Origin of the sequence: Sphingomonas sp. PAMC26645 (assembly GCF_004795835.1) — a bacterium.
GTDB lineage: Bacteria > Pseudomonadota > Alphaproteobacteria > Sphingomonadales > Sphingomonadaceae > Sphingomonas.
The window spans coordinates 2,241,189-2,256,315 of record NZ_CP039249.1 but is presented as its reverse complement, the minus strand read 5'-3'; the positions used below and the strand labels follow the sequence as shown (position 1 = coordinate 2,256,315).

Annotated in this window: 17 protein-coding genes; 12 read left to right on the top strand and 5 right to left on the bottom strand. The window is 61.8% G+C overall.

What is annotated here, in order from left to right:
• The first annotated feature begins 3 nt into the window (after positions 1-3).
• From E5673_RS10660 to E5673_RS20225, 6 genes are all read left to right on the top strand, one after another.
• Positions 4-450 carry a hypothetical protein gene (locus E5673_RS10660; RefSeq protein WP_136189975.1) on the top strand — a complete coding sequence of 149 codons (447 nt, stop codon included), beginning with the start codon at positions 4-6 and terminating at the stop codon, positions 448-450.
• Between the two features lie 22 nt (positions 451-472).
• Positions 473-1,501 (top strand): glycosyl hydrolase family 8, encoded by a 1,029-nt coding sequence (locus E5673_RS10655; RefSeq protein WP_247599329.1) that lies wholly within the window; start codon positions 473-475, stop codon positions 1,499-1,501.
• A gap of 422 nt (positions 1,502-1,923) precedes the next feature.
• A complete protein-coding gene (locus tag E5673_RS10650; protein ID WP_136189973.1) occupies positions 1,924-2,277 on the top strand; it encodes a tyrosine-type recombinase/integrase in 354 nt (117 codons plus the stop codon).
• Between the two features lie 782 nt (positions 2,278-3,059).
• The gene (locus E5673_RS10640; RefSeq protein ID WP_247599328.1) at positions 3,060-3,407 is read left to right on the top strand and encodes an AbrB/MazE/SpoVT family DNA-binding domain-containing protein; all 348 of its coding nucleotides are present in this window, start codon (positions 3,060-3,062) and stop codon (positions 3,405-3,407) included.
• Positions 3,404-3,790: a type II toxin-antitoxin system VapC family toxin gene (locus E5673_RS10635; RefSeq protein WP_136189971.1), complete on the top strand. Its 387-nt coding sequence runs from the start codon at positions 3,404-3,406 to the stop codon at positions 3,788-3,790. The genes E5673_RS10640 and E5673_RS10635 overlap by 4 nt, the downstream gene beginning before the upstream one ends.
• A 25-nt stretch (positions 3,791-3,815) precedes the next feature.
• On the top strand, positions 3,816-3,995 hold the full coding sequence (locus E5673_RS20225) for a toprim domain-containing protein (RefSeq protein WP_348769898.1): 180 nt from the start codon (positions 3,816-3,818) through the stop codon (positions 3,993-3,995).
• A 72-nt stretch (positions 3,996-4,067) separates the two neighbouring features.
• Here E5673_RS20225 and E5673_RS10630 read toward each other — a convergent pair whose 3' ends face one another.
• Positions 4,068-5,558, bottom strand: a complete 1,491-nt coding sequence (locus E5673_RS10630; RefSeq protein ID WP_168711603.1) for an alginate export family protein — start codon at positions 5,556-5,558, stop codon at positions 4,068-4,070.
• A gap of 542 nt (positions 5,559-6,100) precedes the next feature.
• On the opposite strand from E5673_RS10630, the gene E5673_RS20015 reads away from it, so the two are divergent.
• From E5673_RS20015 to E5673_RS10610, 5 genes are all read left to right on the top strand, one after another.
• On the top strand, positions 6,101-6,439 hold the full coding sequence (locus E5673_RS20015) for a hypothetical protein (RefSeq protein WP_247599327.1): 339 nt from the start codon (positions 6,101-6,103) through the stop codon (positions 6,437-6,439).
• Positions 6,440-6,442: 3 nt separating this feature from the next.
• Entirely contained in the window at positions 6,443-6,652 is a 210-nt protein-coding gene (locus tag E5673_RS20010; protein ID WP_247599326.1) for a hypothetical protein, read from the top strand.
• Between the two features lie 282 nt (positions 6,653-6,934).
• Entirely contained in the window at positions 6,935-7,582 is a 648-nt protein-coding gene (locus tag E5673_RS10620) for a BON domain-containing protein (protein WP_136189969.1), read from the top strand.
• Between the two features lie 153 nt (positions 7,583-7,735).
• A complete protein-coding gene (locus E5673_RS10615) occupies positions 7,736-9,244 on the top strand; it encodes an acetyl-CoA hydrolase/transferase family protein (protein WP_136189968.1) in 1,509 nt (502 codons plus the stop codon).
• A gap of 252 nt (positions 9,245-9,496) precedes the next feature.
• A complete protein-coding gene (locus tag E5673_RS10610; RefSeq protein WP_136189967.1) occupies positions 9,497-10,222 on the top strand; it encodes an alternative oxidase in 726 nt (241 codons plus the stop codon).
• A 53-nt stretch (positions 10,223-10,275) separates the two neighbouring features.
• On the opposite strand, the gene E5673_RS10605 is transcribed toward E5673_RS10610, so the two are convergent.
• The 4 genes from E5673_RS10605 to E5673_RS10595 all read right to left on the bottom strand — a co-directional run bounded on the left by E5673_RS10605 (position 10,276) and on the right by E5673_RS10595 (position 13,796).
• The gene (locus E5673_RS10605; RefSeq protein ID WP_136189966.1) at positions 10,276-10,671 is read right to left on the bottom strand and encodes a response regulator; all 396 of its coding nucleotides are present in this window, start codon (positions 10,669-10,671) and stop codon (positions 10,276-10,278) included.
• Positions 10,672-10,802: 131 nt separating this feature from the next.
• Positions 10,803-10,952, bottom strand: coding sequence for a hypothetical protein (locus E5673_RS19855; protein WP_210731723.1), 150 nt, complete (start codon positions 10,950-10,952; stop codon positions 10,803-10,805).
• A gap of 118 nt (positions 10,953-11,070) precedes the next feature.
• The gene (locus tag E5673_RS10600; RefSeq protein WP_210731722.1) at positions 11,071-11,886 is read right to left on the bottom strand and encodes a histidine kinase dimerization/phosphoacceptor domain -containing protein; all 816 of its coding nucleotides are present in this window, start codon (positions 11,884-11,886) and stop codon (positions 11,071-11,073) included.
• Between the two features lie 281 nt (positions 11,887-12,167).
• Complete coding sequence (locus E5673_RS10595) at positions 12,168-13,796, bottom strand: oleate hydratase (RefSeq protein WP_247599325.1); 1,629 nt, start codon at positions 13,794-13,796, stop codon at positions 12,168-12,170.
• A gap of 299 nt (positions 13,797-14,095) precedes the next feature.
• On the opposite strand from E5673_RS10595, the gene E5673_RS10590 reads away from it, so the two are divergent.
• Positions 14,096-15,079, top strand: coding sequence for a zinc-dependent alcohol dehydrogenase family protein (locus E5673_RS10590; RefSeq protein WP_136189965.1), 984 nt, complete (start codon positions 14,096-14,098; stop codon positions 15,077-15,079).
• The last annotated feature ends 48 nt before the right edge of the window (positions 15,080-15,127 follow it).

Below are 15,127 nucleotides of genomic sequence, written 5' to 3'. Positions count from 1 at the left end.
GCGATGAGTGAATGGTCCACCGACAATGCGACCGAGACCACTGCCGCCTCCTTGTTGCTGGGAAGCATCGTTGCCGAAGTCGGGGGGGGCGCCACCACCGCGCAGCGCCGCGCGTTCTTTCGCGCGGTCGGCGCACGGATCGCAGGCGCGCATCCGGTCGGCGACGCGCAGGATATCGCTGCGCTCGCCACTTCGATCAACCGGTTGTGGCGCGAGCATGACTGCGGCGAAGTGCGGTTCGAACTGGCCGAGGACGGCCTGCTGATCACGCATACCGGCTTTGCCCGTCGGCTGGCGCCGATCCTCGGCGGTGCAACCGAACAGACGCTGCGACCATTGCTGGAGGGGGCGTATGACGCGTGGTTGCATACGCTGGGCAGCGGCGCCAATTTGACGACACGCACCCTGTGGTGGAGCGATACGGAGGCACGACTGAAGCATGGACGTTGATCGTCGACACGTCATGGCGGGAATGGCCGGTCTGGCCATCGCCGGATGCAGCAAGGCACGGGCACCGGACGACAGGGCACTCGCCACCGAAAACAGCGCAGCAATCGAGCCCCCGGCCCTGCCAGCGACCGGCACGGCAAACGGCGTGAACTGGGCAGGCTTCAAACGGCGGTTCATGGCCGACGATGGCCGGATCGTCGACAACGGCAATGGCGGCGTCAGCCACAGTGAAGGCCAGAGCTATGGTCTGCTGCTGTCCCAGGCGGCGGGTGATCGAGCGGCATTCGACAAGATCCTCGGCTGGACCGAAGCCAAACTCGCCCGGCCGGACGTCGCACTCTACGTCTGGCGCTACGATCCACGCGCCGCCAATCCGACCGCCGATCGCAACAACGCGACCGATGGCGACCTGCTCATCGCCTACGCGCTGGCCAAGGCGGCGAACCGGTGGCGCGAGCCCCGGTATGCGGCGCGGTCGCGGGCGATCGTCGATGCGATCGCCACGCGGCTGGTCAAGACGGTCGGCGGGCGGATGCTGTTGTTGCCGGGGCTGGACGGGTTCTCGACCGCGGCAAGAACGACGATAAACCCCTGTTATTACGTCTGGCCCGCGCTGGACCTGTTTGCGAAGACCGGCAACGCGGCGGTGTGGCGACGGGTCATCACCGACGGCGAGGCTCTGATCGCCGCGGCCCGGTTCGGCGCACACCGCCTGCCGACCGACTGGATCGACGTCTCGAATACCGGCGCGGTCGCACCCGCCGCAGACAAGCCGCCAAGGTTCGGCTTCGACGCCATCCGCGTCCCGCTGTTCGCCAGCGTGTCTGGCCGCAGCGCGCTGGTCGAGCCGATCCGGACTTGGTGGCGATCGATGCCCGCGGACCGCATCCCTGCCTGGACAGACGTGGTATCGGGGCAGGTCGCCGAATACCCCCTGTCCGCCGGCGGTCGCGCGGTGGTGAGCCGCACACTCTGCGCGCACGCCCCCGATACGCTCGCCACCGACTATTACGCGGCCGCGCTGCAATGTCTCGCTGCGGCCTTCCCCTGATCCTCCAGCGGTCAATTTACGGCAGCGAGCGAGACGAGCCGATATATCAGTCGAACTAAAGGGTACCGCCACAGCACGACAACTGGCGCAACTCTGCCGCTTGTTCACCGGGATCGGCGCCAACCATAAATGAAAACGAGTAATTTACCTTCCTGAGGGTACTAGCAGTGGTAACTCGACACTTTGGAAATATGCGATGGGGCACGCACAGTAAAATCTAGCCTTCATGAACTCCGCCCCTGGAATGAGGGTGGAGTGAGAGGCGCAAAGCGCGCCCTCAAACCTCAGCAAGTTTGAGCCATTCGATTTTGGCTGGACCAGCACCGGCGTCTCCGGGACCAAGCTCCTTTCGACTTTACGATCGATAGCAAGCCCGGATCCGGGATCGCACGGCTGTAGTGCAGTAAAAAACCAAATGCCCCGTGCAGTTCGAAATCGTCGAACCGGCCCGCAAGCCGTTGGTTGCATGGCTTGAGCGTCGCGGCGGCACTTTGAACGACTTCGTCTTCCCGAGCCGCAAAAGATTATATGAAGCACATGAGCACGAGGCAGTATACCCGCCTCGTTCGCGAGTAAATCACCGGCATTGGCCTCAAGCTGAGGATTATGGCACTCACTCGCTGCGACGCACTAAAGCATCGATCATCTACAAAGCGACGGGAAAAATACGCGCGGTGCGGATCCTGCTCGGTCATGCAAAGATTGAGAGCACGGTCCTCTACCTTGGCGTTGATGTCGAAGACGCATTGGAATTGGCAAAGCGGACGGAGGTCTGACCCAATCATTAAACCCACAAGTGGACACTCGCGAACTCTTCCCGGCTCTTCAACTTCGGCCATTCATTCATATTTGCGGCGGTGGTTCGGTTAGAGTTGCTTCCCACTGGACGCGAAGATTCGTGGCGCAGGCTTATCTGGCGACGCATCATGGACTGAAGGTCTGGCCGCAATTGTCGGGAGAACGGCTCAGCCTACTGCCCGATTTCGGGTGACACCCCTCGCCCAAGCAGCTAAATCTACGATATGGCTGCAGTTCATTCTCGGCATTTGTCTTTAATGCAGACAATATGTAACTACGTGCGTAGTCAGGTGGCGTTGGGACATTACAATAGTGCAAGCGAAGTTGTTCGTGATGCTCTGCAAATCCATGTGGTAAAAGAAAGTAGATCTTTCAGCAGAGATTATTGAATCGCCGCCATCTCGGACGCGAAGCAACTCGAACGCATAGCTCGGTACAAACGACGACGCCGCCCGTGAGGGCGGCGTTGTCGTTATAGAGATGGTTGCGGGGACAGGATTTGACCGCTGTAGAACTCGATTTCGGCTACTCGGCGGCACCATCGTAAGTCTGTGACGATGACCTGAGCAACGCTACCTAAGCCTCGGCTTCCATCTGTCCGATCAGGTTCTAGACCCGTCGCACGAAGCGTTCAATATCCCTGCAACGGACCCTGATTTTACACGAAAGTGTTCAATCAAACGTGTTCATTCACGGTATACCCATATTGACGATTGCCGCTATGCATCTTCATAGTAACGGCATATGGCGGCCTTGTGACATGCCGATCAATATGGCACTAGCCTATTCCTGGCATAGCTTGGAGAACGGGCCGGTGACTACACAATCCATAGATGTTAGGGTAGCCGGCAACGGCCGCATGATCTTACCGGTCTCGGTTCGTAAAGCCATGGGGCTACATGGCGAGACTAAGGTCATACTGACGATTGACGACGATCAGGTTCGGCTGTCTCCGATCGGCCATGGCGTCTCACGTGCTCAAGCCCTGTATCGGGAGCATGCCAAGCACGCTCGCACGACAGACGACTTTTTGAGTGATCGGAAGGCGGAGGCAGTCGCAGACGCCGGTGAGCCACTGGCAACCAATCAGCAGCACGATCCGAAATGACGTCGGTTGTTTTGGATGCGTCTGCGGTTTTGGCGCTCATCCGGGATGAACCGGGTGCCGACAAGGTCGTACCACATATTGGGCGAGCTGCGATTTCCGCCGTCAACCTCCAAGAAGTGATCAAAGAAATGCTCCTGAGTGGACTTAACGACCCGACCGTCCGCGAACTCCTTGGCGAGCTTCGCCTTGATGTTCGGGCGCACGATGCCGAAGCGGCCTATGCGGCCGCAGGCCTTCACGGACAGACACGGGAGTTTGGACGCGGGCTTGGTGATCGTTCTTGCTTGGCCCTAGCCATGCAGCTCGATGTTCCTGCCCTTACGGCGGATCGCGAATGGAAAAAGGTGAAGGTCAAGGGTCTCAAGGTAGAGCATATTCGCTAGCGTTTGATGCGCCCATGCTTACCCTATCGCGACCTTCACAGCAGTCCTGTGCTTCCGTGCGGTTGCCCATTGCGAACAGCTCGGGCGAGACGAGGCGCGAGATCATCTTGAGGCAAACGGTCGTGAGCTCGTATGCCGCGAGCCTAAACATCACGACGATTGGAATGACGCTTGGAGGCAATCTTCGCGCAACTGTCTCCGGTGACGAGCCTCAGTTATATTGATTCAGCTAATCACGTGGTACCCGGATGCGGTTCAAGGCTGTCATAACGGCGCGCTAAAACTTGAAGTCTGACTGGATGCCGAGATAATTGCCGTTCTTGCCGCCGTAGCTCGTTAACGAGCCGCTGGCGGAAAAGAAGGTTTCATATAGCGTAAATTGCAAGTGCTTGGTGGCTTGCCAGTTCGCCTGAAGATTAAGGTCGGTGCCGGTGAACCGACCCGAGCCATATGCCGCGAACGCAGCGCCGGTCGCGCCGATATAGATGCCGTCTGCGCGGCTGTTTCGCCACAAGAAGTCGGGCCCCACTGTTACGGTGATGTCGCGATGAGGACTGAGCGTTAGAGACGGATAGATGTCCATGAGGTTGGACAGGTTGAAGAAGGCTGCCTCGCTGATCAGGCCGAACCGAGGAAACGCCGGGACGAATGTTCCGCTGGCCTTCCCGCTGGGATCGTGATTTCCGCTGAACACATTTGCGCGCAGGCCAAGCCTCGGAGTCATCGCGGTCTTGGAAAGGGTCACGCCGCTTTCGAACATAACTGCCCAAGCGGCAATGTCCCTACTGCCAAAAGTGCCGGTTTGATACGCGCCCTCTACATCAAGATCCCAGTTCGAGGTGCGTTTCCACGCTCGCATGCCCCAGGTGTTGCGGCGATCTTCACCGCTGCGCGGACCAAGCACCGCTACCTCCCGGTCGAGCCTATACCAATAGGCGTCGGTGCCCAGCCCGAACGGCCCCTTGGCGGCACTGACATAGACGCCGCGAAACGAACTCACATGGCTCGGGCCGTCGTTGAACGTTCCGGGCTTGAGACTGACCGGCCGCACTGCGAACACATCGACGCTTAGACTGCCGTGAAGGATGTAGGTGGCGCGCAGCCCCTGATAGGTGAAGCGTTCGTTCATGGCGTCGCGCACGCTCACAAGCTTGTTGTTGCCGAGCGGCATCTCGAAGCGACCGGGCCGTAGCGTGATCGATCCCGAATTACCGAGCGGTAGCGTCAGGTCGATGAACGCCTGCTGGAGATTGAGCCTGCCGCGATTGGGAAGTGTCGCGAACTGCGCGCCGAATTCCCGATTGTCGCCAACTTCCACGAACGCCCGCACATGCGGACCGATATGAAGATCGGCAAGCAAGCGAAGTCTGAGCTGCAGCGGGTCGTTATCATCAGCCGCGCGCAAGCCGAGCGCGGAGTGCTGCCAATCGGTATAATAGGCGCGTATCTCTCCTCCGAGCGAGAGGTAGGTATCGCTCGAACCAAGCGGGATATGTCGGATCCTGTCGACTAGAGGCGTACCCGGCGCGGGCGGGGCAGACCAATCCTCGGTCCAACGAAACAGCTGGAGCACCCCGGATGGGCCAGGACGACCGCCTGGTAGGATTTCGGCTTGTGGTGCCGCCGGTGTCGGGATGCTCACTGCGCTAGCCGCCGAAACGGGATCTGAAGCGACGGCCTGCGCTAACGCGCTCGACTCGCCGAGCATTGGAACAAGACCCGCGGCGAATGCGGCGAGCACCGTCCAACGATTTCGTGTCGCGAACATAGGGTCGTCCTTCATGGCATTCGGTGACGACCGAGGACGTTCACGGCCCGTCACGAGCAGCCGCACGGATTGCTGATGTTGGCCGCGAAAGATCTCGCCCGAGAAATCAGCCTGTTTTTGAGAGGTAGAGCGCGGGCAGGCCCGGATGGTCGAACTGCATGTTCGGCGGTCCTGTTACGGGTTAGGTCGTTGGCCCGACGATCTAGACAGGGAACCATGCGGTTCGCACAGGCTCGGAAAGTACGCAGACCGACAGCGCCTTCGCGAAGCTGGGCCGGTCATGAACACCGGCGAACGAAATTCCTTCGTCGCGGACTCCTCTCCAGCGAGCGATGGTCGCCACGCGTGCGTGCCGCGCGGGCCGCGAGGCTGCCTCGGATCGTGAGGCGCACCATCCGCGGTTCGGTACCCATCGGAAACTACGCAACTACACCAGGCACGGTGGTGATTAGACCAAGACGTGAAACGCATCGCCGCGGCGACAGCCCGGCATTCGCAAGGCTGGCGTGCATGTCAGGCCGCGCAAATCGGGGAATAGGCAGATGGATGATTGTAACCAACACCTCACGACACGAACCGGTTTCCGACTGCACGTCCGCCCGGCGCGCCCGGCAGACGCAGGCACGGTCGCCGAGTTCTTCACCCATGTGACGCGGGAAGATCTCCGGTTCCGGTTTCTGACCGGGTTGACCGTCGTAGGCGACAGCCAGATTGCTGCGCTCACTCAGGTCGACCATCGTCAAACCGAGGACTTCCTGGCTTTTACCGAAGACGGCTCGACGATGATCGCGACCGCCATGCTGGCGTGCGACGCGGCGATGGCCCGCGGGGAAGTCGCGATCGCAATCCACAAGAATTTCAAGAACAAGGGTCTCGGGTAGACCTTGCTCGACCATGTCGCGCGCTACGCCGAAGCCAAGGGCATCAAGACGCTGCAGTCGATCGAGAGCCGAGACAACCATATGGCGATCGCCGTCGAACGCGACATGGGGTTCAGCGTTGTATCCGACCCAGGCGATCCATCGACGGTGATCGTCACACGCAACCTTACGTCCGCCGCGGGGCCGGATCCGGTGATACCGTCCTGGGCTTGAGCCCAGCGATCGCAGGCTAGCTGAACGCTCGGGACGCGCAAGCGGACGGTGATCGTTTCCCCCGCCCGTCGCCCCCGCCTGCCAGTACCGACGCCTCATAAGGGTCTCCAGGGCTGTGCTCCTCAGTCTTTAAGTACTTCCCGAAGCTATCGGTGTGTGAGCGCTATTCTACATTCGAGCTTCCGGTTGATCCGGCTGAGAACGTGCCCAGCCAAGAACGATCCGGAGCAACTGGTCGGCGCGATCGTCCGCGTTGGCTCATCCGATATGACAGGAGAATTTATGTCTCAGGATCGTCAACTCCAGGAAGCCGTTCTCGCCGAATTCGCGTGGGAGCCGAGCATCAACGCGGCCCATATCGGTGTGATCGCCGACGCCGGCATCGTGACGCTGACCGGACACGTCTCGAACTATCTCGAAAAGCATGCCGCGACCGTCGCAGCAACGCGCGTGAAGGGCGTGAAGGGCGTCGTGCAGGAGATGGAGGTCCGCATCCACTTCTCCGCCGAGCGTAGCGACGAGGAGATCGCCCGCGTGGCGATCGATCACCTCATCTGGGACGTATCGGTGCCCGCCGACGCCATCAAGGTGCGGGTCGAAAAGGGATGGGTCACGCTCTCGGGCGAGGTCGAGTGGCATTTCCAAAAGGAAGCCGCGGAGCGTGCGGTGCGCGGCCTTTACGGCGTAGTCGGGGTTTCCGACCTGACGACGATCAAGCCGAAGCCCGATGCGGTCAACATCAGCGCGGATATCAATACCGCGCTGCATCGTTCGTGGTTCGATCCGGACAAGGTCAAGGTCACTGCGAGTGGCGGTAAGGTCAAGCTGACCGGGACGGTCCACTCGTCGAGCGAGCGCTGGACTGCGGGATCGACCGCCTGGGGCGCCCCCGGGGCGACGAGCGTCGAGAACGACCTGATCGTCGCCTGAGAATCCTACCCCGGCGGCCTCGTCGGCGGGGTAACGACGACCGGGCCTCGGCCGTTTGCCGCATCCGTGGCGCCGTGGAACACAGGTGTAACACGCCGCGATCTGGCCCAAGGCTCGATGCTCGCGACACGCCGCGAAGCGGAGAGAAACGACATGAGCCGTATGCACTGCGAAGCCCTGCGCGACCGGATCATGAGCGCAGAGGACGCGGCTGGCCTGATCACCTCATGCAGCACGGTCGGCCTCAGCGGCTTCACCGGCTCAGGCTATCCCAAGGCTGTGCCGATGGCGCTCGCCGCGCGGATCGAGGCGGAGCATGCCGCGGGCAACCCGTTTCGCATCCGCGTGTGGACCGGTGCTTCGACGGGCCCCGAACTCGACGGCGCGCTCGCCAAGGCTGACGGCATCGAATTCCGCCTTCCCTACAATTCGGATCCGATCGCCCGCGAGAAGATCAACCGCGGCCAAATGGAATATTTCGACATGCACCTTAGCCAGGTCGCGCCGATGGCGTGGCAGGGTTTCCTGGGGCCACTCGACACCGCCGTCGTCGAAGTGTCGGGCATCCGCGCCGACGGGTCGCTGATCCCCTCTTCCTCGGTCGGCAACAACAAGACCTGGCTCGACCGCGCGGACAAGATCATCCTCGAGGTGAACGCTTGGCAGAACCCGGCGCTCGAGGGGATGCACGACATCTATTACGGCACCGCGCTGCCGCCGCACCGCGTGCCGATCCCGCTGGTCCGCCCCGACGACCGCATCGGCGAGGCCTATTTCCGCGTCGACCCGGACAGGATCGTCGCGATCGTCGAGACCGAGGCGCCCGACCGCAATTTGCCGTTCGCGGCGCCCGATGCGTCCGCGCATGCGATCGCCGGGCATCTGATCGAGTTCTTCCGCCATGAGGTCTCGCGCGGCCGCCTGCCCGCCTCGCTGCTGCCGCTGCAATCGGGGGTCGGCAACATCGCCAATGCGGTGCTGACCGGGCTCGTCTCCGGGCCGTTCAGCGACATGACCTCCTACACCGAGGTGATCCAGGACGGGATGCTCGACCTGCTCGATTCGGGCAAACTGCGCATGGCGTCGGCAACGGCCTTCTCGCTCAGCCCGGAGGCGGCGGCGCGGCTGAACGCCGACATGGGCGCCTATCGCCAGAAGATGATCCTGCGCCCGCAGGAGATCAGCAACCATCCCGAACTGATCCGCCGGCTCGGCTGCCTGGCGATGAACGGGCTGATCGAGGCCGACATTTACGGCAACGTCAATTCAACGCACATCATGGGGTCGCGCATCCAGAACGGCATCGGCGGCTCGGGCGACTTCGCGCGCAACGCCTATGTCTCGATCTTCATGACACCATCGACGGCCAAGGGTGGCAACATTTCGGCGATCGTGCCGCAAGCGAGCCATGTCGATCATATCAGCCAGGACGTGCAGGTGCTTGTCACGGAACAGGGCCTGGCGGATTTGCGCGGTCTGAGCCCCAAGCAGCGCGCCCAGCTTATCATCGAGAAGTGCGCGCACCCCGACTACCGCCCTGCGCTGGCCGATTATTACCGGCGCGCCCGCGAAGGTTCTTACGGGCAACAATCCCCATCCCTGCCCGGCGAGGCCCTGTCCTGGCATCAACGCTTCCTCGACACCGGTACGATGCGCTGCTGACTTTGACACCGTGCAACGCGCCATCCGGCGCGTGCCTATCGCAGCAGGAGCCGCACGGCGGGCCTGGGCCTAAGTCGCCCTGAAGCGGACTGGGGCGAGCGGGCGGTAGGCCGAAGCGAGAAGTTCTACGTGTTAGCCGAGCCTGCGCGCTGGCCAGGTTTCCGCCTACACGATCGAGGAACGATCAGCTCCTGCTCGCTCACGCTGATCGCGCCGCCAACCCGGTAGGCGCTGCCATTTAGGAAGACGGACATGGTCAATTCCATCCTCAGCCCGGACGCACGGGCACTGGTCGAGGAGCGCGCCGCCGAACCCGTCATCCATCATGTCGCCAAGGGCTTCTCCGATCATTTCGCGCTTGGGTTCACCAAGCTCCTGCGGCTCAGCGCGGACACGTTCTTCGCCAAGCGTTACGGGCACCGCGCGATCGTCCTCGAAACAGTCGCTGCTGTCCCAGGGATGGTGGGCGCCATGTTCACCCATCTGAACTGTCTGCGTTGGATGCGCGACGACGAAGGCTGGATCCGCACATTGATGGAAGAGGCCGAAAATGAGCGGATGCATCTCATGACGTTCATCGAGATCGCCAAGCCGACTTGGTTCGAGCGCATGGTGATCCTCGGCGTACAGGGCGTGTTTCTGGTGGGATTCTCGGTACTGTACCTCCTCTCCTCACGCACTGCACACCGTGTCGTCGGCTATTTCGAAGAAGAGGCAGTCACCAGCTACACGCTCTATCTCCAGGAAATCGACGAAGGTCGGTCGCCAAACGTTGCCGCACCCGCGATCGCGCGCCACTATTGGCAGATGCCGGATGACGCGACATTGCGCGACGTTGTACTCGTCGTCAGAGCCGACGAAGCACACCACCGCGACGTGAACCACGGCTTTGCCAGCACGCTGGCGGGAACGCACGACGATACCGCGACCATCGCCCCATATCCGCGCCATGCTACCGAACTGGCGGTGGGCGCGTAATTAGCCTGCCGGAGGGGAAACGGGCGCTATGCTCGGTCCTCTCCGGTACCGCGTTACTCGGTGTGGCTCGGGCCGCTCGCGTTGAGCAGGTGCGACACGGCCGTGACGATCTGACCGTTTACGAACGGCTTGGCGATCATAATGCTGTTGGGAACGCCGTTAGCCGTCCAGTCCTGACCGCTCGCTCCCGACATGTAGACAATCGGGATGTCGGCGGTCAGCTCGCGCGCGCGGCGGGCGACGTCCCATCCGGTAAGCTTGTGCGGAACAAGGTTCACATCGGTCACGATCACGCGGAAGACTGTTTCGGTCTGCTCCAACAGTGCGATAGCGTACTCGGCAGACTGTGCAGCCACCACCGTATACCCGGCATCTTCGAGGCCCGAGACAACGAGCTCTTCGATGAGCGCTTCGTCATCGACTACGAGAATCAGTACGTCATTGGTCACGATGAATCGATACCTTGGTCGGGGGCGCGATGGAGCGCGATGCGCCCGTGCTGCTATAGTTACCCAACGCGCCAAGTGGCGGATGAGCCGGGATGATGACAATTATCGGTCAGATTTCTGCGGCATAGCGTCTACCCCGCCGGTCGCTGGGCGACAGGCTGGATCGCCTGACCGACCGTGACCGAATAGCCGGTCGCATCAGACGCCGTGCAGACCTTGGCATCCAGTTGCTTAGCCAAAGCCGCCACGATTGTCGTGCCGAGCCCCCCTTCGGTCTTCACCGGTTTGTCGATCGCTTTGCCAGCTCCGTTGTCCGACACGATCAGCGCCCAACGGCCGTCCTCGATCGTGTAGCCGACCCGGATCGACGCTTCGTCATTCTGCTCGGGGAAGGCGTATTTAAGGGGCGTTGATCACGAGCTCGGTGACGATGAGCCCAAGGCTGACGGCCTTAGCCGACGGTATCATGCCCTTGTCCGAGGTAACAACGATCGCGACGGGTTGGGAGTCGCTGACCATCGACGAGCCGAGTCCGGCGCAAAGCTTGGCGAGATAGGTGGCGACCTCGATCTGATCGATGCCGTCGGTCGTATCGAGATGCTGCTGCACAGCCGCGACCGACATCACGCGTTGGTGCGCGTCGCGTAGGTGGAAGCGGGTTTCGTCGGAAGCCACGGCCCGCGCCTTGAGCAGCAGGATGCTGGCGATAATCTGCAGACTGTTGGCGACGCGGTGCTTCATCTCCTGCAGCAGCACCTCGTTCTGGCGGCGCAGATCCTCCGATCGTTTGAGCAGAGCCTCCTTTTCGGCCTCGATCGCGCGGCGCTCGGTCACGTCTCGAAACGCGAGCAGGATCGCCATCGTGTCGCTCTCGTCGTATAAAACCTTGCGGGCGTTGAGCAGCATGACGCGGTGACCGAGCCCCGGAAAATCATGGTCGACTTCGAATCCGTCCATCGCGACCCGTTCGGGAAGGATCGTTTCGAGCAACTCGCGCAGGCGCGGAATGTCCCACTGCCCGTCTCCGAGCGCATAGAGCAGGCAGCCCTGGGTCTGGGCGGGCTCGACCATGAAGATTTTATAGAAGGAGCGGCTCGCCTCGAGCACGCGCAGGTCGGCGTCGAGCACGAGAAACGGCTCGGGGATCGTGTTCACGATCGCCTGAGCGAGACGATTGGCCTCGTCGAGGTTCCGAACCGGAAGGGTCGTGGACACCCCGGTCAGCCGATCGAACGGATATGAAGCATCTTGTAGAACATCGCCAGCCTCGCACTTGCAGGCGGGGGCGCTATCGTCCCTCGGTCACGGGACGCCTGCAGGAGCGTTCTGGTGATGCATGCCCGTACCATGGCGTCGTTTCCGTGCCTATGTTTGTTCGAGATCGAGGTGGCCGGCCGCCAGACTCGCTCGCGTGACGCGGAGCCGGGAAGCTTGGCCGAGCCGTTGCTGTGCCTGTCGCCGGCTGTTTGCGCGAGAACGGCGCCCATAGTGGGCGCCTAGCGGTGCATTGTCCGGATCGCGTCGACGATCACCTGGGGGCTATGCAGCCCTTTGTAGACCGGCGGCGGCTTCTTGTTCAGCTTGAGCAAGGAGTAGACGGCGGTCATGGCGCTTCGCACCGAATATTCGACCGTGAAAACCACGTCGTCGGGCTGCTCGGCATACTGACCGAGAAAGGCGAGATTGGTCGAGCCGTCCGGAACGACCAGCGGCCGGTCTTTGCCAGTCCGGACCATGAACTGGCTGGTGATGTATGGCATGGTGCACGGGATGCAGTTCGAAGCGGCCATGATGGCATCCTGATCGCCGCTCGCGAAGTGCAAATGGCCGAGCACTTCCTCGAGAATTTCGCCACCGGTGCACTCGACCATTGGCTTTTTGACGAAGTTGCCCGGGCGATCGTGGAACAGGCCATACCCCCACCAGACCGCGACACCTTCGGGCTGCTCCGGGAAGAACGGCTGATGGTAGATCGAAATAGTGATCAGCCAGTTTGAATCCTTGAACGTGATCAGGCCGCCCATGCCGGCCGGCTGTCCGCTGAACTTCTCCATTAGTTCGAGGAACAGCGGGTCCTTGACGGTGACGGTGTAGGATATCCACGACGACTCTGCGATCACGCTGTTGAACGCCGCAGGGTTGCCGAACTGCGGGCGCCCCTCGGCCAGCTTCTCCCACAAGCGCCACGCCCCCGAGGAGTCACTGCGATTGACGCCCGGCGCCTTGGTCATCGAACCGAACGTCTTGTCGGCGGTCATCGAGCCGTTGGTGACGAACACCAGATCGCTGGTCTCCACCGGAATGCGCTCGGCGGCGCCATCGCTGCTGGTCGCCAGGCCGGTGACCGTGATCGCATCGCTGCCGGAGGCGAAGCTGAGGTCTTCGACCCGCACCCCGAAACGGAAGTCGACCTCATGATCTTTCAACCAGTTCGTCAGGGGCACGGCGAAGCTGTCATACTGATTGTACAGGCTCCGGTAGATGCCTTCTTGCGTATCGATCGTCGAAAAATGGTGGACGAAGCGTCGCAGATAGCGCCGGAATTCGATCGCGCTATGCCACCGCTCGAATGCGAACAGCGTGCACCATTCGAACCAGAAATTGGTCTCGAAGAAATGGTCGCCGAAGCAGTCGGTAATGCGTTTGCCGTCGAGCAGTGCTTCCGGTTCGGCCATGATCGCCACGAGCTGAATCCGGTCTCGTTCGCTGAAACCCATCGTGTGGAAGTCCGGCACATGCCCGTCACGGTCGACCAGCCGAACCTTGTTGTGCCACGGCCATTCGGCATTGGCCTGGTCGGTCTCTTCCTTGACGGAAATGTTGGGATTAGTGGCCGACGGGATCGAGGCCAGCAGGTCGAAGGTACATTGGTACATCGCTTCGAACATGCGGCTGCCGCTCATGAAATAGCCGTTCTCGGCGTCGCCATGCGCGTCGAAGGCCCCCCCGAACTGGTGGCTTTCTTCGAAGATGACGATGTCGCTCCCGGACACGCCGCCATCTCGAATGAGAAAAACGGCGCCCGCCAGCGAGGCAATGCCGCTGCCGACGAAATAATATTTGCTCATGAGAGAGGCACCTAATTTGGAAAGCTGGCGTAGTCGGTAGAGGCGCCACTCATTCAAGCCGGCGCACTTTGATGTCTCAGCAATGCTCGTGATCGCCGCGCGGGCGAACCGTCGGGAACTACCTAAACGGAGACTCGAGCTGAGGTTTTCGGCTCGGGGCGCGGTCCGCGCCAGACTTCGGGAGCAGGCCGCGACTTCCGACCGCAGCGATGGTCTAAGGGCCTGCGCGATCCAAGGATGGAATCGCGTGCACCTGCGTAGTTTCCGACGCTTTCTCGGACGGGTCGACATGACCACGAAATTGACGGCCCGCCGCCTCCTCCAGGCGCACGCCGCTAATTTGAAAGAGCCGAACGATGCACGCCATGATCCTAAGTGCGATCGGTCAGCCGCTGCAGTGGACCGAACTGCCCGAGCGGACGCCTGGCCCCGGTCAAATCCGTCTGACGGTCGCGGCATGCGGAGTTTGCCGTACCGATCTGCATGTCGTCGATGGCGAACTCGCTGCGCCGCAAGTGCCGATCATTCCCGGTCATGAAATCGTCGGTCGGATCGATGCGATCGGTAGCGGGGTCGAGGGTCTGCGCGTCGGCGAGCGTGTGGGCGTACCCTGGCTGGGCCATACCTGCGGGATCTGCTCCTATTGCCAATCGGGCCAGGAGAATCTCTGCGATGCGCCGCTCTTTACGGGGTACACGCGCGACGGCGGCTTCGCGACGTCGGTGATCGCCGACGCGCGCTACACCTTTCCGCTCGGCGATGAGGGCGATGATGCGGCACTCGCACCGTTGTTGTGCGCCGGCCTGATCGGATGGCGTTCGCTCGGTAAAGCCGGCGAGGGAAAACGGCTTGGTCTCTATGGGTTTGGCGCGTCTGCCCATATCGTCGCGCAGGTGGCGGCCTGGCAAGGGCGGTCGGTCTATGCCTTTACGCGGCCAGGAGATCTCACGACCCAGGCGTTCGCCAGAACCTTAGGCGCAGTCTGGTCTGGGGGATCCGACGAGATGCCGCCCAAGCCGCTAGACGCCGCGATTCTCTTCGCGACCGTTGGCGATCTCGTGCCGCTCGCGCTGAAGGCGGTGCGTAAGGGCGGCCGGGTTGTCTGCGCCGGGATCCACATGAGCGACTTGCCCAGCTTCCCCTACCGGCTGCTATGGGAAGAACGCCAGCTTGTCTCGGTCGCCAATCTGACCCGCCAGGACGGTCTAGATTTTCTGACGCTCGCCCCCAAGATCGGCATCGTCACGACGATCAACCGGTATCCGCTCGCTCAAGCCAACGCGGCGCTCTCAGATCTTCGTCACGGCCGGTTCGAGGGTGCGGCCGTGCTGACCGTCTAGTCTAAGCGAGCCGTTCGACACCCCGAGGCGAAAACCATAGTGGCTGAG